General features: G+C 43.4%; 22 protein-coding genes. 6 read left to right on the top strand and 16 right to left on the bottom strand.

Annotation, left to right across the window (positions count from 1 at the left end):
* Window positions 1-6 precede the first annotated feature (6 nt).
* Window positions 7-444: an acyl-CoA thioesterase gene (locus LC454_RS06850; RefSeq protein ID WP_223580931.1), complete on the bottom strand. Its 438-nt coding sequence runs from the start codon at window positions 442-444 to the stop codon at window positions 7-9.
* A gap of 121 nt (window positions 445-565) precedes the next feature.
* Here LC454_RS06850 and LC454_RS06845 point away from each other — a divergent pair, with 121 nt between their 5' ends.
* The 4 genes from LC454_RS06845 to LC454_RS06830 all read left to right on the top strand — a co-directional run bounded on the left by LC454_RS06845 (window position 566) and on the right by LC454_RS06830 (window position 4,306).
* Complete coding sequence (locus tag LC454_RS06845) at window positions 566-1,069, top strand: RNA polymerase sigma factor (protein ID WP_223580929.1); 504 nt, start codon at window positions 566-568, stop codon at window positions 1,067-1,069.
* Entirely contained in the window at window positions 1,059-1,700 is a 642-nt protein-coding gene (locus LC454_RS06840; RefSeq protein ID WP_223580927.1) for a hypothetical protein, read from the top strand. Before LC454_RS06845 ends, LC454_RS06840 begins: the two co-directional genes overlap by 11 nt.
* An 81-nt stretch (window positions 1,701-1,781) precedes the next feature.
* A complete protein-coding gene (locus LC454_RS06835) occupies window positions 1,782-3,437 on the top strand; it encodes an ABC1 kinase family protein (RefSeq protein WP_223580925.1) in 1,656 nt (551 codons plus the stop codon).
* A gap of 83 nt (window positions 3,438-3,520) precedes the next feature.
* Window positions 3,521-4,306 (top strand): SDR family oxidoreductase, encoded by a 786-nt coding sequence (locus LC454_RS06830; protein ID WP_223580923.1) that lies wholly within the window; start codon window positions 3,521-3,523, stop codon window positions 4,304-4,306.
* 127 nt (window positions 4,307-4,433) lie between these two features.
* On the opposite strand, the gene LC454_RS06825 is transcribed toward LC454_RS06830, so the two are convergent.
* A complete protein-coding gene (locus tag LC454_RS06825) occupies window positions 4,434-5,027 on the bottom strand; it encodes a YceI family protein (protein WP_120262106.1) in 594 nt (197 codons plus the stop codon).
* 107 nt (window positions 5,028-5,134) lie between these two features.
* Window positions 5,135-5,722: a Crp/Fnr family transcriptional regulator gene (locus LC454_RS06820; RefSeq protein WP_120262105.1), complete on the bottom strand. Its 588-nt coding sequence runs from the start codon at window positions 5,720-5,722 to the stop codon at window positions 5,135-5,137.
* Window positions 5,723-6,077: 355 nt separating this feature from the next.
* On the opposite strand from LC454_RS06820, the gene LC454_RS06815 reads away from it, so the two are divergent.
* Window positions 6,078-6,617 carry a GNAT family N-acetyltransferase gene (locus tag LC454_RS06815; protein ID WP_223580921.1) on the top strand — a complete coding sequence of 180 codons (540 nt, stop codon included), beginning with the start codon at window positions 6,078-6,080 and terminating at the stop codon, window positions 6,615-6,617.
* A gap of 21 nt (window positions 6,618-6,638) precedes the next feature.
* On the opposite strand, the gene LC454_RS06810 is transcribed toward LC454_RS06815, so the two are convergent.
* From LC454_RS06810 to LC454_RS06780, 7 genes are all read right to left on the bottom strand, one after another.
* A complete protein-coding gene (locus LC454_RS06810) occupies window positions 6,639-7,040 on the bottom strand; it encodes a DUF1634 domain-containing protein (protein WP_223580919.1) in 402 nt (133 codons plus the stop codon).
* Between the two features lie 144 nt (window positions 7,041-7,184).
* Window positions 7,185-8,018: a sulfite exporter TauE/SafE family protein gene (locus LC454_RS06805; protein WP_223580917.1), complete on the bottom strand. Its 834-nt coding sequence runs from the start codon at window positions 8,016-8,018 to the stop codon at window positions 7,185-7,187.
* 216 nt (window positions 8,019-8,234) lie between these two features.
* On the bottom strand, window positions 8,235-11,345 hold the full coding sequence (locus LC454_RS06800; protein ID WP_223580915.1) for an efflux RND transporter permease subunit: 3,111 nt from the start codon (window positions 11,343-11,345) through the stop codon (window positions 8,235-8,237).
* Between the two features lie 22 nt (window positions 11,346-11,367).
* On the bottom strand, window positions 11,368-12,459 hold the full coding sequence (locus LC454_RS06795) for an efflux RND transporter periplasmic adaptor subunit (protein WP_223580913.1): 1,092 nt from the start codon (window positions 12,457-12,459) through the stop codon (window positions 11,368-11,370).
* A complete protein-coding gene (locus tag LC454_RS06790) occupies window positions 12,449-13,807 on the bottom strand; it encodes a TolC family protein (protein ID WP_223580911.1) in 1,359 nt (452 codons plus the stop codon). Before LC454_RS06790 ends, LC454_RS06795 begins: the two co-directional genes overlap by 11 nt.
* Before the next feature lie 100 nt (window positions 13,808-13,907).
* The gene (locus LC454_RS06785) at window positions 13,908-15,305 is read right to left on the bottom strand and encodes a sensor histidine kinase (RefSeq protein ID WP_223580909.1); all 1,398 of its coding nucleotides are present in this window, start codon (window positions 15,303-15,305) and stop codon (window positions 13,908-13,910) included.
* Window positions 15,302-16,000 carry a response regulator transcription factor gene (locus LC454_RS06780; RefSeq protein WP_223580901.1) on the bottom strand — a complete coding sequence of 233 codons (699 nt, stop codon included), beginning with the start codon at window positions 15,998-16,000 and terminating at the stop codon, window positions 15,302-15,304. Before LC454_RS06780 ends, LC454_RS06785 begins: the two co-directional genes overlap by 4 nt.
* 161 nt (window positions 16,001-16,161) lie before the next feature.
* Between LC454_RS06780 and LC454_RS06775 the strand changes: the two genes are divergently transcribed.
* A complete protein-coding gene (locus LC454_RS06775; RefSeq protein ID WP_223580899.1) occupies window positions 16,162-18,675 on the top strand; it encodes a phosphocholine-specific phospholipase C in 2,514 nt (837 codons plus the stop codon).
* 193 nt (window positions 18,676-18,868) lie between these two features.
* Here LC454_RS06775 and bioD read toward each other — a convergent pair whose 3' ends face one another.
* From bioD to bioB, 6 genes are all read right to left on the bottom strand, one after another.
* Window positions 18,869-19,501 carry a dethiobiotin synthase gene (gene bioD / locus LC454_RS06770; RefSeq protein WP_223580897.1) on the bottom strand — a complete coding sequence of 211 codons (633 nt, stop codon included), beginning with the start codon at window positions 19,499-19,501 and terminating at the stop codon, window positions 18,869-18,871.
* A 124-nt stretch (window positions 19,502-19,625) separates the two neighbouring features.
* Window positions 19,626-20,402 carry a malonyl-ACP O-methyltransferase BioC gene (bioC, locus tag LC454_RS06765; protein WP_223580895.1) on the bottom strand — a complete coding sequence of 259 codons (777 nt, stop codon included), beginning with the start codon at window positions 20,400-20,402 and terminating at the stop codon, window positions 19,626-19,628.
* Between the two features lies 1 nt (window position 20,403).
* Complete coding sequence (locus LC454_RS06760; protein ID WP_223580893.1) at window positions 20,404-21,111, bottom strand: DUF452 family protein; 708 nt, start codon at window positions 21,109-21,111, stop codon at window positions 20,404-20,406.
* A complete protein-coding gene (locus LC454_RS06755) occupies window positions 21,108-22,265 on the bottom strand; it encodes an 8-amino-7-oxononanoate synthase (RefSeq protein ID WP_223580891.1) in 1,158 nt (385 codons plus the stop codon). The genes LC454_RS06760 and LC454_RS06755 overlap by 4 nt, the downstream gene beginning before the upstream one ends.
* 84 nt (window positions 22,266-22,349) lie before the next feature.
* On the bottom strand, window positions 22,350-23,636 hold the full coding sequence (gene bioA / locus LC454_RS06750) for an adenosylmethionine--8-amino-7-oxononanoate transaminase (RefSeq protein WP_223580889.1): 1,287 nt from the start codon (window positions 23,634-23,636) through the stop codon (window positions 22,350-22,352).
* 39 nt (window positions 23,637-23,675) lie between these two features.
* A complete protein-coding gene (gene bioB, locus LC454_RS06745) occupies window positions 23,676-24,758 on the bottom strand; it encodes a biotin synthase BioB (protein WP_223580887.1) in 1,083 nt (360 codons plus the stop codon).
* Window positions 24,759-24,810: the final 52 nt, after the last annotated feature.

The raw sequence follows: 24,810 nt of genomic DNA, 5'->3' as shown, positions 1-24,810 counted from the left end.
TTTTTTTTATCCAATCTCTTCATATCCCTCTGCACGAGGTACTTTGGCCAGATAGGGCTCCATTTCTTCCGGTAATTTGGTCAATTTTCGCAGCTTTAAGTCAAGCCAGGCACCATCAACATTTACTGTACAGCATAATGTGCCATCCTGGCGATAGACCTTATGGATAAAAGAAAATCGACTATTGATTTTATTGTATTTGGTCAGTTCCACTTTTACCTGGACGTATTCATCCAGATGTACTTCCTTTGCGTAGATCAATTCTTCCCGAAATAGGATCGGTCCGATCTGAAACTGGGCAAACTTGTCCAAAGAAAAACCCATTTTGTTCAGCATGTTGCTCCGTGCCTGTGCACAGATATCGGCATAGGCAGAATGACGCATGTGTCGATTGGCATCTATTTGTGCCCAGATGACCTGTCCCTCATAAAATATATTTTCCATAATTATTATTGTGATTTGCCTCCTTTTTATGAACAATTTACATATTTTTAAATTAAGCTGTAACACTTTGTTTGTTTGCTATACTTATTACCTGAAAAGATCTTAAAAAGAAAATTTACCATTGGCTCATTCGGAAACAGAATTTCTTCAGTTGATTGACGAAAATAAAGGAATTATCGTCAAGGTGAGCCGTATGTATATGGATGATCACGATGGACGGCAAGATCTTTATCAGGAAATTGTTTATCAGCTCTGGAAGTCCTACGCGACGTTTAAGCAGCAAAGTAAATTTTCAACATGGATGTATCGTGTTGCATTGAATACCGCGATGGTATTTTTAAAGAAAGAGAAGAAACATCAGATTTACGATAGCCTGGAAGAACGACATGATTTTCCGGACGAATCCTATAATCCGGATAAAGACGAACAGCTAAAAATATTCTATCAGGCGGTGCATGACCTGAATGCCGTAGAAAAAGCATTGATCTTTTTGTTTTTGGAAGGCCAGAGCCATCGCGAAATCGCCGCACATCTTGGTATATCTGAAGTCAATGCGCGGGTCAAATTAAATCGTACAAAAGAACGGATTCAACAAATCATTAAAAAATACAATTATGAATTTTGATGAATTAAAAAAATCTTGGCAGGAACAGCCAACAGATGAGGATCTACAAAATCCAAATCTCAAACATTATAAGGAGGTCGGTAATATCATGGCCAAACTGAGACGCAATATCAAACGTGAATTTGTTTCATGGGTGGTGTGCATGTTTTTTCTGATTGCTGTGCCCATGCTGCCAATCTATAAAATTTCAGGGTATGCAGCTTTTGCGTATTACTTTTTTATTGTGCAGATCTCGCTGTCGAGCCTGTTGTATTACCGCAGGTTCTATTACCTGATCGAAAGTGCTAAGCAAATTGATCTCCTGGCGTCCCGTGAGCATCTCCTCAAGCTGTATTACGATCTCAAATATGCTGTGGAGACTTATCGTATCGTTGCCTACGTGATGATTCCGCAAGCCTTGTTTCTTTACCTCATTATGATTGGCCAAAATAGGGCAGTCGCTTGGTTTGAGAAATTATATCATTTCAAAGATACTCTGCAGCAGGATCCTAATTTTATACTATGGATGATTCTCTCGGCGATTTTCTCCATCCTAATTATCGTGTTGATTACCGAATTTATGATCCGGGCATATTATGGGGATTATGTCAAACAGATCAGAGAAAACCTGGACCAAATGGAAGCGGAATAAGGGTGTTGATGCGAAAAAGGTAAGAACTTTGTGGTTCTCGAACTTGGATATTTCGTATCTTGTTATCGAAAATCCTTGTCCATGATGTACAATCCGACCAAGAAGTTACAACGTAGTTCTCAAATATTAAGCATATTAGCAAAATATGGTTTCAAAGATGCCATTGCCCGATTGCCATGGAAAGGGCCAAGAGCGAGTTTAGAGCGTAATATAGATGTTGATAAAATCAGTGTATATACGCGTATTCGCATGGCTTTGGAAGAGCTCGGACCGGCCTTTATCAAGTTGGGACAATCGGCTTCCACCCGCGAAGGTTTGCTCCCAAAAGATCTCGTTGAGGAACTCAAAAAACTTGAAGATAATGTCCCGCCCTTTGAAGTCGACATTCAGGAATATCTTACTGAAGAACTCGGATTAGACATCACTGAACAATTTGAGACCATCGCATCGGAGCCCTTTGCCGCAGCGTCCATTGCTCAAGTCTATCGGGCGACATTAAAAGACGGCACAAATGTCGTCTTAAAAGTCCGTCGACCGGGAATAGATGAGGTCATGCGTGTAGATCTTGCGCTCATGCGGGATATCGCTAAGATTCTGACCATGTACAATGATGCACTGGAAAATCTCAACCTTTCCCTCATCGTAGAATCTTTCGCCATGACCCTGCAAGAGGAAATGTCTCTGGTCATCGAACGCCATAACATTGAGCGCTTTGCTAAAAATTTTAAAGGCAACAAACTGATCAAGGTGCCCAAAGTTTATCCCGATCTCTCCTCTGATCGCGTGCTCTGTATGGAGTATCTCGATGGTTTCAAAGTGACAGATGTTGTGGAAATTAAACGACGGGGAATGGATGTGGAAACCTTGGTGAAAAATGGGATCAATCTATATCTGGAACAGGTGATTATCCATGGTTTTTTTCACGGTGATCCGCACCCTGGTAATATGATGGTAATGCCCGATGGGCGTATTGCCTTTCTGGACTTTGGCAACATGGGCAAATTGCTTGGAATTGACCGACGACAGCTCGAGGAGTTTATCCAATCAGCGATTTCCGAAGATGCGGTCCGACTGGCGGATGTCATAGAGGACGTGGCTGTAGTGAGTCATATACCTGACCGAAATCAGTTTGAACGCTCCCTATATGAAATATTTGACATGATTGATAATGTTTCCCTAGGTGATCTCAGCCTTGATCTGCTGTTCAATAAACTCTGGAAGATCATTGGTGATAATCGCTTGTATTTTCCGGAATATATCTATCAGCTCATGCGGGGGATTTCTTTGATGGAGGGTATCGGCCGCCAGCTTTATCCTGATCTCAATATCATGGAGAGCATTAAGCCTTTTGCCCGACGGATCATGATGGAACGGCTATCGCCAGAAGCGATTTTCAAGAAGGGAAAACATAAGATAGAGTCTTTCGCACGCGATGTCGAAAAACTTCCGGAGGATATGCGGGCTTTGGTACGCTTATTCCGTACGGGAAATTTCACCTTGAATCATCGTCTGATCAGTGCCAGGTCCTTCAATGCCATACTCCGTAAAGGGGTCAACCGCATTGTGATCGGTATCATGTTTATGTCCCTCAACTTACTGGGGGGAATGGTAATTGTCGCGCGTATTGAACCGCAATGGTGGGGTATTCCCGTTTTTGCCTGGATATGCCTGGGCTCGGCATGGGTCTTTGCGGTCTATTTGTTTATTGCCATGATCCGGGCAAAAGATAATGATTAAATGACCGCCCCTAGTTCATCTATATTTTTGAATAATACACACAACGAATTAGCTGGTATAAGCTAATCGCATACGAAATAGTCATGGAAATCAATCTAATTGGAAAAAAAGCCCTGATTGGCGCAAGTTCTGCCGGTATCGGTGCCGGGATTGCCAAAGTTTTGGCATCCTGTGGCGCCTCGGTTACCCTCGCATCACGTAGTGAGGAGAAGTTGAAGCATACTTTGGAAAGCCTGGACAGCTCAAAAGGGCAGGTACATCAATATATTCTGGTCGATTACAATGATCATGAAGACTATAAAGCACAAATAGATCGTTATTTTGAATCAAACAAAGTGGATATCCTGGTCAATAACTCCAACGGACCACAGGCGGGAACGATTGATCAGAAAAATCTGGCGGATTACCAACATGCCTTTGAACTTTTATTTCAAAATCACTGTTATACGACATCTTGTGCCTTACCTTACATGTTGGCAAATGGTTATGGACGCATTATCAATGTATCGTCTTCCACTGTAAAAGAGCCCGTATCTAATCTGGTTTTATCAAATACCATCCGTACCGCTCTGATAAGCTGGAGCAAATCGCTTTCAGATGATGTTGCAAAGGATGGCGTGACGGTCAATAGTATATTAACAGGGCTGTTTAATACCGAAAGAATTCAGTCTTTGACTAATATGGATGCACAGCGCTTGGGTATATCCTATGAAGAAGCCTTGCAATTGCGGTTAAAACAGGTGCCGGCTGCTCGTTTGGGTGAGCCTGAGGAATATGGCTACCTGGTCGCCTTTATCTGCTCGACCTACGCCAACTACCTCACTGGAACCAATATTCCGCTGGATGGTGGTATGTTGAAAGGCTTGTAAGGTAAAAAAGAAAATCGCCCGAGATGAGGGCGGCGAGCTTATGGCTGAGTAGTAGTAAGCCTTTAAAAAAAGTGGCTATCCAAAATCTTGGGTAGCCACTTTTTTTGTGTGATTTAAAAAACTTTGCTTAGTTCAAAACCAATTCAGTATTGACAATAATGTCCACATCAGAAGCAACTGCTTCTACACCTGAAGGTAATTTATCATTGTATTTAATACCAAAATCCTGACGGTTAATTTTTGTTTTTGCTGTAAAGCCCGCACGCGTTTTTCCCCAAGGATCGGTAATAACACCACCATTTTGAGTGACATCAAAAGTTACTTTTTTAGTTACGTCGCGGATGGTCAGATCTGCCACCATAATATATTTACCTTTCACTTTCGCATTTTTGAAGGTGACGGATTTTAAAGTCATCTTAGGAAATTTGTCCGCAGCGAAGAAATCATCTGTTTTTAAGTGATTGTCACGTGCTTCAATACGCGTATCAACACTATTGACATCAATGGAAAAGTTTACTTTTGCATTGTTGAAACTTGTAGCGGTTGCAGTTTCCACTGTTCCCTCCACTTTGGTAAACTGACCATCGACAAAACTGATACCAAGGTGTTTCACATCAAATCTTGCATTGGTATGTCCCGGATCAGCAGACCATTTTACCTGCGCTACAGCAACATTAACCATTAACGCTGCCACTGCCAAAAATTGGAAAAATCTATTCATGTTGTTTTCTATTTGTTTATTTATCAAACGTTTAATTGTTCAAAATGTTTGTTTGAACAAGCTTCTGCAAAGGTGGGATAAACTTGAATAGAAAAAATTGATGTAGGTCAAGAATTTCGATTAGGCTTTAAAATTTGTCTTTTTAAGCGGCTCAAAAACTCTTGTGTCACCCCAAGATAGGAGGCCAGTTGCATATTGGAGATCCTGGGATATATTTTAGGATAGCGTTTGATAAAATCCAGATAGCGTTCCTGAGCCGTAAAACCTATGCTGGAGATAATACGGTGCTGGGATGCAATCTGTGCACGTTGGGCCATAATTCTGGAAAGTTTTTCATAAATCGGATGGTCTTCGTAGAGTTTGTCTTTATCCGTTTTTGATAACGTGAGTACTACTGAATCTTCGAGTGCCTGAATATTTTGTAAAGCCGGTTCCTGATAGTTGAAACTGGCAATATCACCCACCCACCAGTCTTCTATGGCAAATTGAAGGATATGTTCTATCCCATCAGCCGTGACATAGAATGACTTAAACAGCCCACTGACGACATAAGCTTCATAATGACAGACTTCACCTGCCCTTAAAAAGTATTCCTTCTTCTTGATTTTTCTGACATGATAACGCGATACAATATCATTTAATTCTTCTTCGCTGACATTGATGCGTTGTTTTACAAATTCCTTGAACTGTTCCATTAGGGTGTAAAATACGAAAATTTGCGCTTTATAAAGTAGAATTAACAACTAGAATGATACAATTTTACGAAACTTATGCCTCGGTCGAATTTTTGTTTTCAGTGGTGACACAATTACAAAACGATGAAAATCAAAAAACCAAACATCTTTTATCCGTTGTATCGTTCGTTGTTCTTTGTCGGTAAAGCTGTTATCGATGGTAATAGTAAAGATATGTTATCCTAATCTGTCAATTGGACATTTTGGTGTAATATTTGAATAATAGGAAACGTAATTCAACTTAGTTTCATCAATAATTGGTATCTTTTATTGAAATTTAAAATTTTGGTAAAAGTCCAACGTTAAACATGTTCTAATGAAGTTTGTAGCACCGAATAAACTTGAAAATGATAAGGTCGTATTAAAGTTGATTGACCAAAGTGATTTTGATACGCTTTATCAAGTAGCTAAAGATCCGTTGATATGGGAGCAGCATCCCAACAAAGACCGCTGGAAGGAGGAGGTTTTCCGGTCGTTTTTTGATGCTGCATTGGAAAGCAAAGCAGCTTATCTTATTTTGGATAAAGCGACTGGGGAATGCATTGGAAGCACCCGGTATTATGGTCTGAATGAGGCCGAAAAATCTATTTTTGTTGGCTTTACCTTCTATGCAAGGGCTTATTGGGGGGCGGGTATCAATCCTTTGGTCAAAGAAATGATGTTTGACTTTGCCTTTAATTTTGTAGATAAGATCTATTTACACGTAGGTGCTGAAAATTTCCGTTCGCAGAAAGCTGTCGAACGCCTTGGGGCAAGCAAAGTCGCCGAAAAAATGGTGTCTTATGTGAACGAACCCGAACGGAAGAATTTTGAATATGCACTGGAGAAATCGACCTGGCTTAGAGCCAAGAGATAAGGGACTGATCTCTTTACAGGATTATCCCTTGACTCCGCTCAATATACTGCCTATAATGACAGTTAGCACAATCAATGTGATGACGATATAGAGCTTATCTTTTTCGATAACGAAACCAAAAAGGGAGCCGATCACCCGTACAATCGGTGTACAGATCAAAAGCAAAACCCCGAGTTGTATGATTTGGGGAATATTTTTGCTGAATGCTCCTACGATAATACCGCTGATGGTCGTATTGGATTTGCCCTCACCGACGAAATCTTTATAGTTGGGTACCGTATCCTGTCCGTGGACGATCAAATACCAGATCCCACCGATCACTAACACGGAGGAGGCCAGGATAACACCTGTCCGTAAAATCTGTCCCACCAAAAGTGAGATATCCTTATCGCTCCAATAGTTTTTTGAAAATACTTGTTTCATCTGCAAATAATTATTTATTAAATGTCTATGGCCAAGGGCATAAACGAGCGCATTAATTTTTTTATGTAATTGAAATTACACTGTTCAAAATTGATATTCGACTGTGTGACACTGGTGAATATCAAATGTATGAAGCTTATTCGTCTAAAATTTATGTTGAAATCCATTGAAAATCATTTCCAGTGCGACCAATGTGATGGCAACGGCAAAAATGATACGCAAGGTCTTGGGATTCATTCTTTTCAAAAGCTTTGAACCCGTAATAGCACCACAAAGCACACCCAGAATGACTGGAAAGGCAATCCCTGGATCCATATAACCCCGTTGTAGATAGACCACAGCTGAGGCTGCGGCTGTCACCCCGATCATAAAATTACTCGTCGTGGTACTGACTTTAAAAGGAATTTTCATCATGCTATCCATGGCGAGTACTTTAAGAGAACCCGAACCGATACCCAGCAAACCAGATAGAATACCTGCGACACCCATCAATGAAAAACCACCGGCCACATTGGTCAGTTTGTAGGGGACAAGTTTGCCATCCAATGGATAAGTACTGTTCAATTTTAGCTTTTCGGCTAAAGCTGAACCGCCGGAAAAGGCATGCTCATTTTTCTTGCGCACCGTCATTGCGGCTGAAAAGATCAGTACCACACCAAAGATAATGGCGATCGTATTGGTCGGCATATAAATTGCAATAACAGCACCGATGACAGCACCGATTGTGGTCGCAATTTCCAAAAACATGCCGAGCCGAATATTGGTAATCCCTTCTTTGACATAGGCTGTAGCAGCCCCGGAAGAGGTGGCAATGGAAGCCAGCAGTGCGGCCCCAATGGCATAACGAATATCAACATGAAATAGAAGGGTCAGCAATGGAATGACGACGACCCCTCCCCCCAAGCCTGTCAGCGATCCTAAGAGTCCCGCAACAAAAGCACCCAAAAGGAGGATGAGTGTAAAGGTGAGAATAGTCATATATTTTGTTTATTGATCCAGCATGGAATAATACCAACTGAACGATAATTTGTTGTAAACTTAAGGGCTTTTTGTTGTTTTTGAAACTTTATGCCCTGAATAGATACAAATGTTACATCAACATGTACCCTGAAAAGAGATACTGCCTTACACCTCACAGCGTAGGCAGTACCGATGACCATTAATGGTCTAAGTATATAGTATATAAAATGGACTTTATTGATCTGCGACTCTCCGTTGTACTTTTTCAGTCCGGTTGAAGATGTCATAGATAATCGGGAACACGAGCAAAGTCAAGATGGTAGCGGATATCAGTCCACCGATAATGACGATCGCGAGCGGTTTTTGTGATTCCGAACCTATACCAGTAGAGAGTGCGGCTGGCAACAATCCAATTGAAGCCATTAATGCCGTCATGACCACAGGCCGCGTACGTGATTTGACCCCTTTGTAAATAGACTGATCGTTGGGCAGGCCATCTTTTTTGTTCTGATGGAATTCGGAAATCAGGATAACACCATTTTGGATACATATCCCAAATAAGGCAATCATACCCACACCCGCGGAGATCCCGAAATTCATGCCAGTCACATGTAGTGCAATAATTCCGCCGATCAATGCAAAAGGGACGTTGGCTAGAACGAGCAAAGAATCTTTGATATTGCCAAATAAGATAAACAATAAGAAGAAGATCAACACCAAGCTGATCGGCACAACCTGCGCTAGGCGATGTGTCGCCCGTTGCTGATTCTCAAACTGACCGGTCCAGCCAATGGAATAACCATCGGGTAATTTGATCTTACTAACTTTCTGCTGTGCTTCGGCAATGGTACTCCCCAGGTCACGATCACGGATGGAAAATTTGATACCAATATAGCGTTTGATATTATCCCGGTAAATAAAGGCTGCACCATTGTCCTTTTCTATTGTTGCGATACTTTTTAGAGGGATCAAGGTGCCATCACCACAGGGGACCATCAGCTGCGCAATATCTTTTTCTGTCTTCCTGTATTCTGGTGCATAACGCAGGCGAATGTTAAACTTGCGCTCCCCATCGTATAATACGGAAGCTGTCTTTCCACCAAAAGCCATTTCCAATACCGCCTGGGCATCGGCCGGTAGCACATTAAATGCAGCCATGCGTGTTCTGTCCAGGATAACACTGACCTCCGGTTGGCCGATATTCAGGATAATACCGGGCTCCTTGATCCCCTGTATATCCTTGATCTGTGCAAAGACCTCTTTCGATAGGCGGTCCAGTGTAGCGAGGTTGTCACCAAAGATCTTAATCCCGTTCTCGGCCTTAAATCCCGCGACAGCTTCCGCGACATTGTCCGAAATGGGCTGGGAATAGTTGTAGGTAATCCCTTGATACTGCTTGAGCTTATGATCCATCTCTTCGATCAGCTGATCCATGTTAATCTTTCGTGTCCATTCTTCCTTAGGTTTCAGTGCTACAGCAAATTGCACAAAGCCGAAACCGTTTGGATCTGTTCCATCGTTGCTCCGTCCGGTTTGCGATAATACACCTGTTACCTCCGGAAAGGATTCCAATGTCGTTTTTAATACTTTGGTTGTTTTGATGGATTCCTTTAAGGAAGTACTCATCGGCATTTCGGCGGTTACCCAAAGTGAACCCTCATTCAATGTAGGCAGAAACTCGGTTCCTAGAAATTTAGCGGAAAATAATACCGTACCCAGTATGACCAGTGATACAATTAAACTCAGACGTTTATTTCTAAAGGTAAATCCAAAACTTTTGGCTACGATTCTGTTCCAAAACTCCACAAAAGGATTATGCCGTTCTTTGACATTTTTGTTTAACAGGATATGGGATAGTGCCGGTACCAGGGTCAGTGTAAATAACAGCGCACCTAATAGGGCAAAACCGAGGGTAAAGGCCAGCGGCGAGAACATCTTGCCTTCCACCTTTTGGAAGGAAAATATAGGGATCAATGAGGTGATGATAATTAGTTTGGAGAAGAAAATGGCTTTTCCCAACCCGGTACCCGTCTGTTTGATCCATCCTGCCTTGGCCATTTTGTTGAATTTTTCCATTCCCAGTTTATGGGCTTTATGATCTAACATTACAAATATACCCTCGACCATGACTACAGCACCATCGATAATAATTCCGAAATCCACCGCACCCAAAGAGAGTAGATTGGCGCTCATACCCGCCAGTTTAAGACATAGAAATGCGAATAACAGGGCAAGGGGAATGACGATGGAAACGATTACTGTCGTCCGCCAGTCGGCCATGAAAAGCAATACCATCAGGGTGACCAGTACAATACCCTCGATCAAATTGTGCATGACTGTGTGGGTGGTGAAATCCATCAGGTTGTCGCGGTCATAGAAGGTTTGCATTTTGACATCCTTGGGCAATATCTTGTCGTTGAGTTCCGCAATTTTTGCTTTTACGGCTGTCAGTACCTCCCTGGGGTTTTCTCCTTTACGCATCACCACCGTACCGGCAATAACATCATCGCTTTTGCCAAAACCGGCTTGCCCTACCCGGGGCATGGAACTTTCTTTGACCTCTGCTACATTTTTGACGAATACAGGGTTTCCACGTTCGTTGATCACCGTAATGTTTTCGATATCATTGATGGAGTTGACCAAACCGATACCACGTACGACATAGGACTGTCCACTTTTTTCGATCACATCGCCACCGACATTGAGGTTACTTTTGCTGACAGCATCGTAAACCTGTAAGGGGGTAAGATTGTATTTGTCCAATTTAATGGGATCGGTACTAATCTCATAAACGAGATCCTGGCCACCGAACACATTGATGTCAGCAACCCCCGGAACACCTCTCAATGCCCGGTCAATAACCCAGGTCTGTAAGGTCAATAGATCCCTGGAATTTCGTTGGTCGCTATGTAGGGTATACCTGAATATTTCTCCTGTCGGACCGTATGGCGGTTGCACCTCAGGGTCTATATCTTCCGGGAGGCTGACCGAACGCAGCAAGTTGTTGACCTGATTGCGTGCAAAAGTATCATCCACCCCGTCATCAAAGATGATTTTAACAATGGAAAGCCCAAACATGGTCGTACTGCGGATACTGGTTCTCTTCTGAACAGGACTCATGCCCAGTTCAATAGGAGTGGTCACAAAGCGTTCTACCTCTTCGGCACTACGGCCGTTCCATTGGGTGATGATGGTAATCTGTGTATTGGTTACATCTGGAAATGCCTCAATAGGCATACTTTTGAAACTAATAAAGCCAGCAATAGCCAAAATACCAACCCAAATAAAGGTGAACGCTTTATTTTTTATGGAAAAGGCAATGATATTTTTAATGAATTTGTTCATTCTCGTAAAAAGCTAACACGGGTTAATTATTCAATGCTCTATAGATCAAAAGCTTGTTGTTGACAATTACTTGCTCGCCCTCCTGCAACCCGGTACTGATGTAGGTGGTTTCTACATTTTGTTTCATGGGTTGGATCTCGTGGATCTTAATGTCATTCTGTGATTTGTAGATTAACACAAAATACTTGTTCTGATCAAAAATGACCGCATCCGACGGGATGGCCAGTGCCTGGGTATTGGAGTGATGAAGCAGCTTGATCGTGGCTTTACTATCCGGAATAAGTAGGCCGTCTTTGTTATCCAGAACAACGCGTGCCTGCATGGCGTTGGTTTGTGGATCTATGATTTTAAAGATTTTGTCGATACTGCCCTCGAACTTTTTGTCCGGATAGCTCAATGTGGAGACAACGGCAGGCATGCCCATGCTGATCTTGTCGATATCCGTTTCATTGACATTGAGTATTGCCCAGACGTCTTTGGTGTTGGCGACATCAAAGATATTGTCGCTGCGGTCGCTACGCAATTGCATATCTTTATTGATGTTTTTTTGAACGATATATCCATCAATAGGGGATACAACGGAGTAAATATTGCCCGTACGAACATTGTAAATCTGACTGACGGCCTCTGAACGGCGCAATTGCTCCTTGGCTTTGGTCAATTGCCCTTTAGCCTCAAGCATATCCTTGTCAGTACTCAATTTACCGTTATACATATCCTCTGCGACACGGTAATTCTTTTCGGCAAGCAGCACATCCGTTTTCGCATCGGATAGATCTTTTTGTATACCCGCAACCTCTGTACTTCTGATTGTTGCGAGTACCTGGCCTTTATGTACATAATCACCCAAGGATACATTGACGGATACAACATTCCCACCAACGAGTGGAAAGATGTCAATGTAATTGTTCTGATCGGCCGATATCTTACCGAAGAAATTTAGTTCCTCCGTTACATTTTCTTTTTTTACAGTGGCAAAACTCGTCGATTTGAGCATCGTTTCGCTGATTTCAAAACCTTTGACAATCGCTGAATTGTCGGTTTCTTTATGATTCTGGCAGGCGTATAAGAATACGATGGCCAAAGTGCTTAGGAGAAGTTGTTTAGTTGACATGGCTTGAATTGAATATAGGGGTTTGCGCCAAGTAGTTAAGCTGCTCGGCATTGAGGATAATTTCTTTTTTCATATCATAAAGCTTGAGGATAGATATCCGGTAACTATCCATAAAATCGGTGAACTCAACTAGGGAGATATTGCCTTTTCTGAAATTGCTGAACACACCATCGTAGACTACAGCAATATTGTGCAGGTCGTCAGCCGTAATAGTGAAATATTGATTGTATTGATTTTCCCAAGACTGATAGTTGGAACGGATCTGCGATTCCAATAGCTGCCGTTGTACTTCGATATTCTTTTTGGCTTCTTCTTCGGCATATTTGGCCTTGATAATATTTCCCTTATTTTGTTTCCATAGCGGAAGTGGAATAGCTGCTTTGAGATTCAGTTCATTGTGAAATGTTCCTCCGTTTTGGCTGTATTCTAATCCGAGATTGATATCGGGTGTATTCAATGATTTTTGCCATTTGGTAAAAAGCTGTGAGCTTTCGGCAGTTTTTAACGCAAATTGATAGTCGGCATTATTTTCAAGTGCGAGGTCGAACATCTTGTCCATGCTCATTGTAGGTTTGATTGCTAATTCCCGATCTGCCTCCGTATCCGATAGATTGGGGAGCACATCTTCCTGATTGGAGAGCAATACCCTTAATTGTTGTTGCATACCGATAATGGTATTGGTGGCACTCGTTTTTTCGTTGGTGAGATCGATGGCCATGGTTTGCAGACGAACTTGGTCCCGAAGTGAGACGTTTCCCTTTTTGCCTTCTTCCTTATAGGCTGTCAACAGGCTGTTGAGATAATCCAGTTGTATATTGATGTCGGCCAGTTTATGCTGTTCGAAATAAAGAGAATAGAATGTTGTCCTTAGTTGTGCCCGTAGACTGGCCAACAACTGGCTGAATTGCAGTTTTGAAAGCTCAACATTTGATTTGGCAAACTCAACCTCATTTTTCTTTTTTCCACCCAGATAAAGCAATTGGGATACGCTGGCATCTTTTGATCCTCCCACATGGAATGCCTTTTTATTTTGTGGGTCATAAGCATTGACAGCGACTTCCAATTGCGGAAGCTCCCAGATTTTGGCCTGAATGACATCCGCTTCGGCTTGACTGATATCATATTGTTGCGCCAATAGGGAGAGGTTGTTTTTTCGGAAGGCTTCTTCACATTCAAGAAGCGTCATTTTTCTGCCAGAAGACTGCTGTATTGTTTTGCTAGTTGTATTTTCAGAACGAGCAGTTGTATTTTTCGAATGCATAGCATCGAAGGTAATTGTGGGGTTCTGTTGTGCAAATGCAACGGAATTTAAAAACAGCAAAAATAGCAAGGATTTCTTTGTCATCATGATCGAATCTTATGCAACAAAGAACGCGGGCGCAGATTAAAAGTCCCTTAATAAATACTTAAAAAAAGCTTAAAATTTGATCATTCTTTACCTCAGCTGCCTATTGGATGGGTAGCGAGTCGCTGTTTTCGGTAGTCGACTTGGGGAATCTGAGTGTAAATGTATGGGCCGAATGCTGTGTATTGGCTTTGTATTCGACGCTGGCCTGATGAGAATCCATAATGCGTTTGACGATCCGCAGCCCTAAGCCCGATCCGGTGGTTTCTGAGGCATTCTCGCCACGGCTGAACGCATCGAAAATACGCTTTTGATCCGTGCTGCTCAGCGCAGCTCCATGGTTGGTTACAAGTACTTTCAGTTGCGTCGGAGATTCATGGATAACAACAGTTACTTCAGGGTGATAGGAGTACAGCGCTGCATTTTTGAATAGATTGACAAAGGCGATTTCAATCAACTGTGCCGAACAAACAAGGGTCAATTTAGGATCTGCGATGCCTTTAATAGAAAAATCAAGTTGCAGTTCAGGAAATGCTTTTGCAACCTTTTCGTATGCCGTGAAAATGATTTCGTCAATCCGTTCTTCCTGATAGGTGGTTTGGAGTGTTGCCGAATCAAATTTTGAAAGGAGCATCAGCGAGTTTGTGACTTCAGAAAGATGCTGTGTTTCTTTTGCTATATTGTCAAGTACATGGCTGACATCTTCATCAAGCTGTTGTTGATGCCGGAGGTTCTCCAATTGGAATGACATTCTGGCCAGTGGTGTGCGCAGCTCATGGGAAGCACTTGAGTTAAATTCTTTTTGGGATTCAAATGCACTGGACAGCCGTTTCAGCATGGTATTGAATGCTTGGGTTAATACCGCGATCTCATCCGTATTTCCGCCATATTTAACCGGGTTGGTCAACTTACTGGCATTGATTTGTGTAATGTCCTTTTTGAGTCTGTCCAACGGATGTAATAAACGGAGAATAAGATTGTAACTAAAGATCCAGATCAGCAAGGTGCTGAGTAGGAATAAGATCGTTAAGACGATCGCCAGGTGATCTAGTTTCTCGTTGCCGGAATAATCCTGGGCTTTAACCAAAAGGTAGTAAGCCTGTTTGTTGATCAGGTAGTATTTGCCTAATATTTCATATTGGTCCTGTTTGTAGAAGATTCGTTTTTCATTGTCCAGACGGTTGATAATCGCCTGATTCCAGGTAATTGTTTTGTCTTTTACCGTGCTGAAAATAAGTTTTTTATGCTTGTCCAGGATGATGACATCCTCATAAAATAGCCCATCTTCAATATCCTGAAAATAAGTTTTATACGATTCGCGGTCAAAAGAAGGCGTATTGGCAATATAGTGTGAAATATAATCCAGTTTATCAACCAGCCGCTGACGGAATTGATCATTTCTGAAATCAACGCTGGCATAATAGATGATGAGCATCGCGATTCCGAATAGGATGGAGAATGCAATACTAAAACTGATCGCTATTTTCTTTTTTAAAGTCATTTATCCGCAGCGAGGTAATAGCCAAATCCAGGTCTGGTGTGGATAAGTTTATTTTCAAAATTCTTATCAATTTTTTTACGTAAAAAATTGATGTAAACTTCGATGGTATTTTGTGTTGTCTGAAATTGATTTTGCCATACTTCTTCCGAAATATGCTGTTTGGATAAGGTGCGTCCATTGGCCTGTGCCAATAGCAACAGCAACTGAAATTCCTTCTGTGTCAGGTTGATTTCTTCATTTGACCGCAGTACCCTGGCCTCTTCGGGATAAATAATCAGATCATCGATGACCAATGTTTTGGGGCTATTGCTTTCGTTGTGTTGCTGCCGGCGAAGAAGTGAGTTGATGCGCATCAGCAACTCATCCAGGACAAAAGGCTTGACTAAATAATCATCTGCGGCACGGAGAAATGCTTCCTTTTTGTCGTCGATATCATCATAGGCGGAGAGAATGATAATCGGGGTCAGCGCATCATGACTGCGTATTTTCTTGCAGATTTCTAGACCGTTTATCTTGGGAACATTGATGTCCAACAAGTAAAAGCCGTATTTTTTTTGATGCGTCTGCGCCAAAAATTCAATGCCATCAAAGGCCTGGTCACAAGAGAAGCCCTGACTTAGTAAAAAGGATTTAATTTCAGTAGAAAGAACCCTGTCATCTTCGAGTAGCAAAATGTCCACCATAAATGTATGCATTGTCGTTTTGTAAAAGTAAGCAAATTTTGCAAACCTCATTAATAGGATCCTTTTGGAGCTTTCTTTTCGTGGAAATAATTTAGTAACACAAGATTTACACGAAGAAATATGAAACAAAAAGAAATCTAAGTAGATTCAAATCGAAATTATAGATAAACATTATGGAAAGCAGAAGAGAATTTCTTCGAAGGACCTTGTTATTTTCCGGAGCTGCTGGTATCGCTAGTTTTATGCCGGCCTCCATTCAGAAAGCCTTTGCGATAGATCCGGTGCCGGGAAGTAGTTTTCTGGATGCGGAGCATATTGTGATCCTGATGCAGGAAAATCGTTCTTTTGATCATACGTTGGGGAGTCTCTCCGGTGTACGGGGTTTCAATGATCCACGTGCGGTGCGGTTACCCAACGACCTCCCGGTATGGTATCAGACAGATAAGGCGGGGAAGGTATTTGCTCCTTTTCGGCTAAATCTCAAAGAGAGCAAGGTGACTTGGATGGGCTCACTTCCCCACAGCAGGGCTAGTCAGGTGGACGCCTATAACCAGGGGAAATACGATCAATGGTTGACCGCGAAGCAATCGGGTAACAAGCAATATGCGGCAATGCCACTGACGCTGGGTTATTTCACACGTGAAGATTTACCTTTCCACTATGCACTGGCGGATGCTTTTACCGTATGTGATCAGAATTTCTGTTCAGGCATGACCAGTACAACGCCCAATCGTTCTTTCTTTTGGACAGGTAAGATTACCGAAATAAAAGATGGATTGCAGAAGGTCAATATTCGTAATGATGATTTCGGTTATGGCAAAATGACCTGGGAAACCTTTCCCGAGTTGTTGGAAAAGAACAATATAGATTGGCGTTTTTATCAAAATGAAACAAGCTGTGGTGGCGGACTATCGGGTGAAGAGCGGGCTTGGTTGTCCAATTTTGGTTGTAATCTATTGGAATTTTTTCAGGCCTATCAGGTCAAATTCAAAGATACTTATGTCAGCAACCTCGCAACACAGGTGCGTGATCTGCCAGGGCAAATCTCTAAGCTCGAAGAGCGGTCGCCGGAATCCGAGGAGCAGGCGGAGAAAATCCGTGTTGACATCCGTAAGAAAAGTGAAGCGCTGGAGCGGGCCGAAGCTGAACTGAAACAATTCAATGCCGATAATTATAATAAACTGTCTGATCTTACGAAATCTTTACATCAACGAGCCTTTACGATCAATAAAGGGGATAATAATTACCGTAAGCTGGAGACATTGCAGTTTAAGGAACAGGGTAAAAAGCGGACTTTGGAGGTGCCTAAAGGGGATGTGCTGGATCAGTTCCGAAAAGATGTCGACGGTGGTAAATTACCTGCGGTATCCTGGCTGGCGGGTCCCAAAAATTTCTCGGATCATCCCAGTGCTCCTTGGTATGGTGCCTGGTATGTGTCGGAAGTATTGGATATCCTGACCAAAAATCCGGAGGTCTGGAAAAAGACCATTTTTATCATCACTTACGATGAGAATGATGGCTATTACGACCATGTGAAACCTTTCCTCGTGCCGGATCTAAAGAAGAAGGATACAGGAGCCTGTTCGGAAGGAATTGATAGCGAAGTGGAAATGGTACGTCTGGACAACGAGCTCAAACAGGGGATTCCAAAAAAACAGGCCCGTGAGGGAGCGGTTGGGCTGGGATTCCGTGTGCCGATGTATATCGCATCGCCTTGGTCACGGGGAGGAAAAGTCTGCTCCCAAGTGTTTGACCATACCTCGACTTTACAGTTCTTGGAATACTTCTTTAACCATAAATACAACAAAAATATTCATCTGGATCATATCAGCGCCTGGCGGCGGACGATCTGTGGTAATTTGACAGCAGCTTTCACCCCCTTTGTCCAAGCGAAGGAGCAGCTCCCTTTTCTAGATCGAAACCAATATATAGAAACCATATACAACGCTCAGTTCAAGGATAATCCGGGCGGGTTTATTGAAATTACGGACCTGAATCAGGCTACACAGCAGGTTTGGACTTCGAAATTCAATCGCGTACAGGAAAAAGGAACCCGTAAATCACCAGCCTTGCCCTATGGGCATGATGCCGTTGGCTATGTGCAGAACGGTCAATTTAACCTGAAGATGCAGGTGGATACAACCATATTTGGTAAAAAAACGACTGGAGTGCCTTTCAACGTCTATAGTCCACTTGCCTATACAGACGAAGAGGACCAAATCGAAACCTATCGAAACTGGAATTTTGCGGTCAAGGCCGGAGATAGCCTCGACTATCAATGGGATCTGAGGAAATTTGAAGGACAGCAATATGCCTTTGAGCTGCATGGGCCAAATGGTTTCTACCGAAAGTTTGCCGGACAAAAAGACGCGCCAACATTGTTGGCAGCGGTGTCTCCAGAACTTAAATCACTGACCAAAGCACCAACAGGCAAACTGCAACTAACACTCAAAAACCTGGATGCGAAGACTGTTCAGGTGGAGGTGAAAAGTTTGAATTATCAGCATTATACAGCGACAAAGGAAATTGGAGCCGGTAAAGAACTTATCCTGCCCTTGGATATTGCCGCACAGGGCAATTGGTATGATCTTGCCATCAAGGGGCTGGGCAATGCTGGTTTTGAACTACAGCTTGCGGGACGATTGGAGACGGGAGTGGAAACCACGACTGATCCCTTATTGGCCTAGTGTTTTGCACGAAAAGCTGTTTTCATGAGCAGTCCCGCCGTGACTGTCGGTTGGACCTTCCGTTGCAGGATTTAGGTAATACAGCAATTTGACTGGGGCAGCTTGACTAAGGTCATTTAAAACTGCGGTTAGATGTTCTTCTCATCGTAAGCGAAGTAGCTACAATGGGAAGAACGCACGAGTTTGGGTATGTTTATAAAATAATAAATTTGGTTTCGGGAAAATGCTTTTGAATGTAATTGCGGAGATAACGCTGTGTTTCTGTGCTGATGGTGCTGTCTTCAAGTACGGGGAACGTATTGTAGATGACGGTATGCAGATTGATCCCACCTGTGGCAATGGCTTCCAGGCTTAATAGGGTATGATTGATACTGCCCAATTTGCCGGAGGTTACAAAAAGTAAGGGATAACCCATTTCTTTGATATAATCTATGATTAGGTAATCCTCAGCGAGTGGTACCATGAGGCCACCGGCACCTTCTACCAGTACAGCATCATAGCGTTGGCTTAACTGTGCTGTCGCTTGCCTGATTTTTTCGAAGTCTATTTCGCGTTTATCTATTTGCGCCGCCAGGTGAGGTGATGCGGGGTAGCTGAAAATTTCAGGCATGGTTGTTTTCTCCTGGTCATCTCGGGTGAAAGGGATGCCCATCAGTTCGCGGTGTAAGGTAATATCTTCGGAAATTGTTGTGTTGCCGGTCTGTACCAGTTTTTGAGTTATTGTACGCAGACCTTCTGCATTCCATTGCTTTGCAATAAGACCAGTTGCGTAACTTTTGCCTATTCCGGTATCTATGCCGGATACAAAGTAAATGTTGTTTTTCATTTCCATGTTTTTTTGCTATTTATTCGATTGTCAATTCAGTGGTATGTGCTGTTGATATCTCGCAAAGATCTAACGTTTGTCAGGGTGCCAAACTTTATGTTTGCACTGCTTCTTGTTTAATTATTCATCTTTTCTTTGCAATGATATAGATGGGGTGATAGGTTAACGGAACCTGTGTGCCGACGGCATAACGATCTATATATTCGGTACAATAGGCCTGAAGTTTGCTTTTCGTCCAACGATGATTTTTTATACCTGTTACTCCGGTTTCTTTCAGGTGGCTGAGTACCTGCAAGGGGTTTTCAAAGCTGAGGCTCAAAAGTTCTTCTTCTACGGAGAGAATTTCATAGCCCAATGCCAACAATTCCGCTACCAGTGCCGATTGGGTATGATAGGTTAAGCCGACTCCTGTTGTGCTGCTGATCTCGCGCATATTTTCTTCGCCAAATGTGCTGAATGCTAGGATACCGTGCGCTTGAAGTGCGGTATGGCAGTGCGCAAAGAAGGCGCTAGGGTCTTCAAACCATTGAATAGTGGAACAGGAGGTAATGAGATCCAGTTCGTCGGGTAAACTGCAGGTTTCGGCATCGGCACAGATAAAGCTGTAATGTTGCGAACCATGCTGCGGCAAGACAATACTCTTCATACTTTTGATCATTTCTGGACAAATATCGTTGAAGATCGTATGTTTTGGAGAGAGCTGCAGGAGCAACAAATGGGAAAAGAGTCCGGTTCCACAGCCTATTTCGAGCACCCTATCTGGTCTGATGAGAAAAATATTCCGGAGCAGTTTGATCATTTTTTCGGCAATTTGACCTTGCACAACCGCCGCCGAGTGGTAACTCTGTGCGGCTTTCGAAAAGCGGGATCTGATCCGTTGTTTGTCTATGATGTTAAGCATTTTAGATCTCCTGCAAAAGCTGTTTAAATAATTTTTCGGGATAGTGGGCCATGTCGACAAATTTATGAGGAGTGTGCGCCCATGCCCGTTGTTGGTTTTCCGAACTGAAAATGCGGTCATCAGTTCCGATATAGGCCTCATCCCATTGGAAAGCTGTTGCTGATGGTACTGTCGCCTGTTCTTCAATTGCGATCAGTTCTTTTCGCAGACTCGCGATGTCCCGCCTGGGGGCTTTAGCAAGAAAATGGTTTAACATCTCCCTTGAACCGGACATCCGTAGTCTGAATTTATCAAGCGTTTTTTCGCTTAACGTGTTCAAGGTGGCCCTGAATACCTGGACTGGAATCCCTCTGTTGTCATCAATCGGAAATGGCGTGCCATTGATTGCTGTACAGATACTGATCGGATAATGCTTTAACCGAAGTTCTGGTAATACCTGTGAGGCCGCCCATACGCCCATAGACCAAGCGAAAACCTGGATTTCTTCGTAGCCCTTTAGGAGGTTTTCGTCCAGTGTTAAGGAAGAATAGTCGTAGGCGATCATCAGATCCTGTCCGGATCGGGCGTAACCAGAAAACAGATGTTCATCCATTCCCCATCCCGCAAAGAATAAGACAAGCTTTTTGTTGGATGGTATCGGATTATTCAGTGATACCAAATTATCTGGGTTAGCCGGATGATGTGCGGGCGTAATTTTTTTGAATATCATAGGCTTGCTGCAAGTTGATGAATCAGCGATGTTGGCATCCCTGCTGTTAATGAAATACGTATTCTTGAAGTTCCTTCCGGAACGGTAGGTGGACGGATCGGAAGGACATAAAATCCTTTTCGTTGCAGTTCTTCTGCTTTCAGGACAGCCCCATTGCTATCGCCTATTATAAGAGGCAGAATATGGCTTTGTGAGCCGCATTCGTACCCCTTTGCGATGATCTGTTGTTTGAGTAATATACTGTTTTTACACAATTGCTGACGTCTATCTGAAAAACTGTCCAAGCGTTCCAGAATAAATAAACTCCAGTGGAGATTGATTGGCGGGAGTGCGGTTGTGAATAGCAATGTCCGCATTTTATTGATCAGACAATCCCGAATCGGCTGCCGACAGACGAGGTAGCCGCCTAGCGAGGCCAGCGCTTTTCCGAAGGTGCCTGTCAGGAAGTCAATGGCAGCAATGCATCCCTGCTCTTCTGCGCAGCCAAGTCCTCTTTCGCCACGTACGCCCACCGCATGAGCCTCATCCACATACAACATGACATTCGAATAACGGCGTTTGAGGCGAACCAGGTGGCCGAGGTCTGTACAATCCCCGTCCATACTGAAAATGCTTTCCGTGACGATAATGACGCGTTCGAAGTGGGAAGCATGTTTTACTAGTAATTCTTCCAGATGGGCATAGTCGGCATGGCGATACCTGAAATGCTGCGCAGCTGAAAGCCGGATCCCATCAATTAGACTGGCGTGCACCCATTTGTCAGCTAGGATTAAGGTACGCCCATGACAGATGGCTGGAAGTATACCTGTATTCATGTGATAACCACTGTTAAATACCAGGGCACTTTCGGTACCGAACATAGCGCTCAACCGCTCCTCCAGTTGGGTATACAGCACATGATTTCCAGTTAAGAGGCGTGAAGATGAAGCGCTGAAAAGCGCATTGTCGCTGTTGACCGATTGTAAAAATTCTTCACGCAATGTCAGGTCCGTAGCCAGATCCAGATAATCATTTGAGGAGAGGTTATAGCCGTTTTTCTCCTCGTATTGGATGCGGTTTCCTTGCTGGGTAATCAGAGGGAGTGCTCTGCTATTGCCTTGTTTTCCGAGTTTGTGAAGCTCATCCACAAAACTGTCAAGTAAATTGTTTTCCATTAGTAGATCTCTTTAACGACCTTGAATTGAACCTGTTCTTTCTTCTGGGGGCATCCACAAAGCTATGGTGTAGACTGTGCCCCATTAATTGATTTCTCTGACGACCTTGAGCAAAGCCTGTGTCAGTTTGTTTAACTCTTCAGGACCAATGATAAAAGGCGGCATGATATAAATCAATTTGCCAAAAGGTCTGATCCAGACACCTTCTTCAACAAATCGTTTTTGTATACTCGCCATGGATACAGGATTCTTCATTTCGATAACAGCAATGGCTCCCAAAATCCGGACATCTTCTACCTGTGGATAGTCTTTTGCTGGGGAAAGTGTTTGTTTCAGTTGTTCTTCGATAGATTTCACCTTTGCTTTCCAGTCTGTTGACAATAATAATTTGATCGAGGCAAGTGCTACTGCACAGGCCAGCGGGTTTGCCATAAAAGTCGGGCCGTGCATAAACATACCCGGGCTGCCATTGGAAATCGTTTCTGCAACAGCCGTAGAAGTGATTACTGCAGATAAGGTCATGTATCCGCCTGTTAAGGCCTTACCAAGGCATAGAATATCTGGCGCTACATCCGCATGTTCACAAGCAAAGAGCTTACCGGTGCGACCGAATCCAGTGGCGATTTCGTCAAAAATCAGCAAGATGTTATTCTCCTTACAGAGTTGTGCCGCCTGACGAAGGTACTCGGGATGATAAAAGCGCATTCCACCGGCCCCCTGAACGATAGGTTCAAGGATCAGACCCGCCAATTCGTCCTGATGTGTTCTGATAAGTGCGGCCAGTGGAGCAATGTCGCTGGCATCCCATTCTTCATCAAATCCAATTTGAGGGGCCGCTGCGAAGTAACGAAGGGGGAGGGTATTGCAGAAGATGCGATGCATACCGGTCACAGGATCGCATACAGACATGGCATTCCAGGTGTCACCGTGGTATCCCGAACGAACGGTAACAAAGTTGGTCTTGTTGATCTTCTTTTGTGCCACCCAATACTGTACAGCCATTTTGAGTGCCGCTTCCACTGCAACGGAACCTGAATCGGCATAAAATATTTTGCTGAGTGAAGGCGGTGTGATTTCAAGGAGCATTTTGCCAAGGGCAATTGCCGGTTCGTGTGTCAAACCACCAAACATCACATGCGACATCTTGTTGAGCTGGTCCGTTACCGCAGCATTTAATACCGGGTGGTTATATCCATGGATGGTACACCACCAGGATGACATGCCGTCGATCAGCTGCTGCCCATTTTCCAGTTCAATCATACAACCATCCGCCCGCTTCACTTTGTAGGCTGGCAGTGGGTCTGTGATACTGGTATAGGGATGCCATAGGTGCTGTCTGTCGAAATTGTCGGTGGTATGCTGCGCTGTCATGATGTTATTTTTTTCAATTCCTGATTTTCTACCTTTGATCTATTTTTCCTGATGCTGTTTGTCCAGATTGCGTTGAATTTTGTGGTCAGGTCTCGACCATTGTGGTTTTTCACCCAGTGCCTGGTATTGGCTATCCTCCATTGCGATGGTTTCAGGCTGGCTTTTTTTCTCAAAAGGCTGTTGGGGGATCAGTCCTAACGTTTTGAATAGCTCCATATCCTCGTTTATAGCAGGGTTGGGGGTTGTGAGTAGCTTATCGCCAGCAAAAATGGAATTTGCGCCAGCAAAAAAGCATAAGGCTTGCCCCTCGCGACTCATATTGCTGCGACCTGCTGATAAGCGAACCTGCGTTTGTGGTAATAAAATCCGGGCAGTGGCAACCATACGCACCATTTCCCATATGGATACCGTTTCCATCTCTTCCATCGGTGTACCAGCGACCGGAACCAGCGCATTGATCGGTACCGACTCGGGTTGGGGAATAAGCGAAGCCAGCGTAATCAGCATATCCGCCCGGTTGGCTATGCTTTCCCCCATACCAATAATACCGCCACTACATACAGTGATGTTTGTTTTACGGACATTTTCGATGGTTTGCAAGCGATCATCATAACTTCGGGTCGAAATGATCTCTTCATAGTATTCCGCTGAGGAATCCAGGTTGTGATTATAGGCATAGAGACCTGCCTCCGATAACCGCAGTGCTTGATTTTCGGTCAGCATACCCAAGGTACAGCAGACTTCCATATCCAGTCTGTTCAGTGTCCGTACCATATCCAATACTTGGTCAAACTCGGGACCGTCTTTGACATTGCGCCAGGCAGCTCCCATGCATATCCGTGAACTGCCACCGGCCTTGGCTGCCAGAGCCTGCGTTTTTACCTGTTCTACACTCATCAGCCGCTCGGCCTTAACGTCAGTATGATAGCGTGCTGCTTGCGGACAGTAAGCGCAATCTTCAGGACATCCACCAGTTTTTATGGAAATCAAGGTAGATACCTGTACCTTATTTGGATCATGATAGGTACGGTGAACTGTAGCAGCTTCGTACAGCAGTTCCATGATCGGTTTGTTATATAAGGCAATAACTTCTTTCTGTGTCCAATTCTTTTCTGTGCTCATATTCTATGTGTTTGATCGTTTGTAAATCAGGTTTTTATAGTAAAAGGATAGT

This window comes from Sphingobacterium sp. GVS05A, assembly GCF_019969845.1.
Classification (GTDB): domain Bacteria; phylum Bacteroidota; class Bacteroidia; order Sphingobacteriales; family Sphingobacteriaceae; genus Sphingobacterium.
Note: the sequence above shows the minus strand (reverse complement) of the source record. Positions and strands in the feature narration are given on the sequence as shown.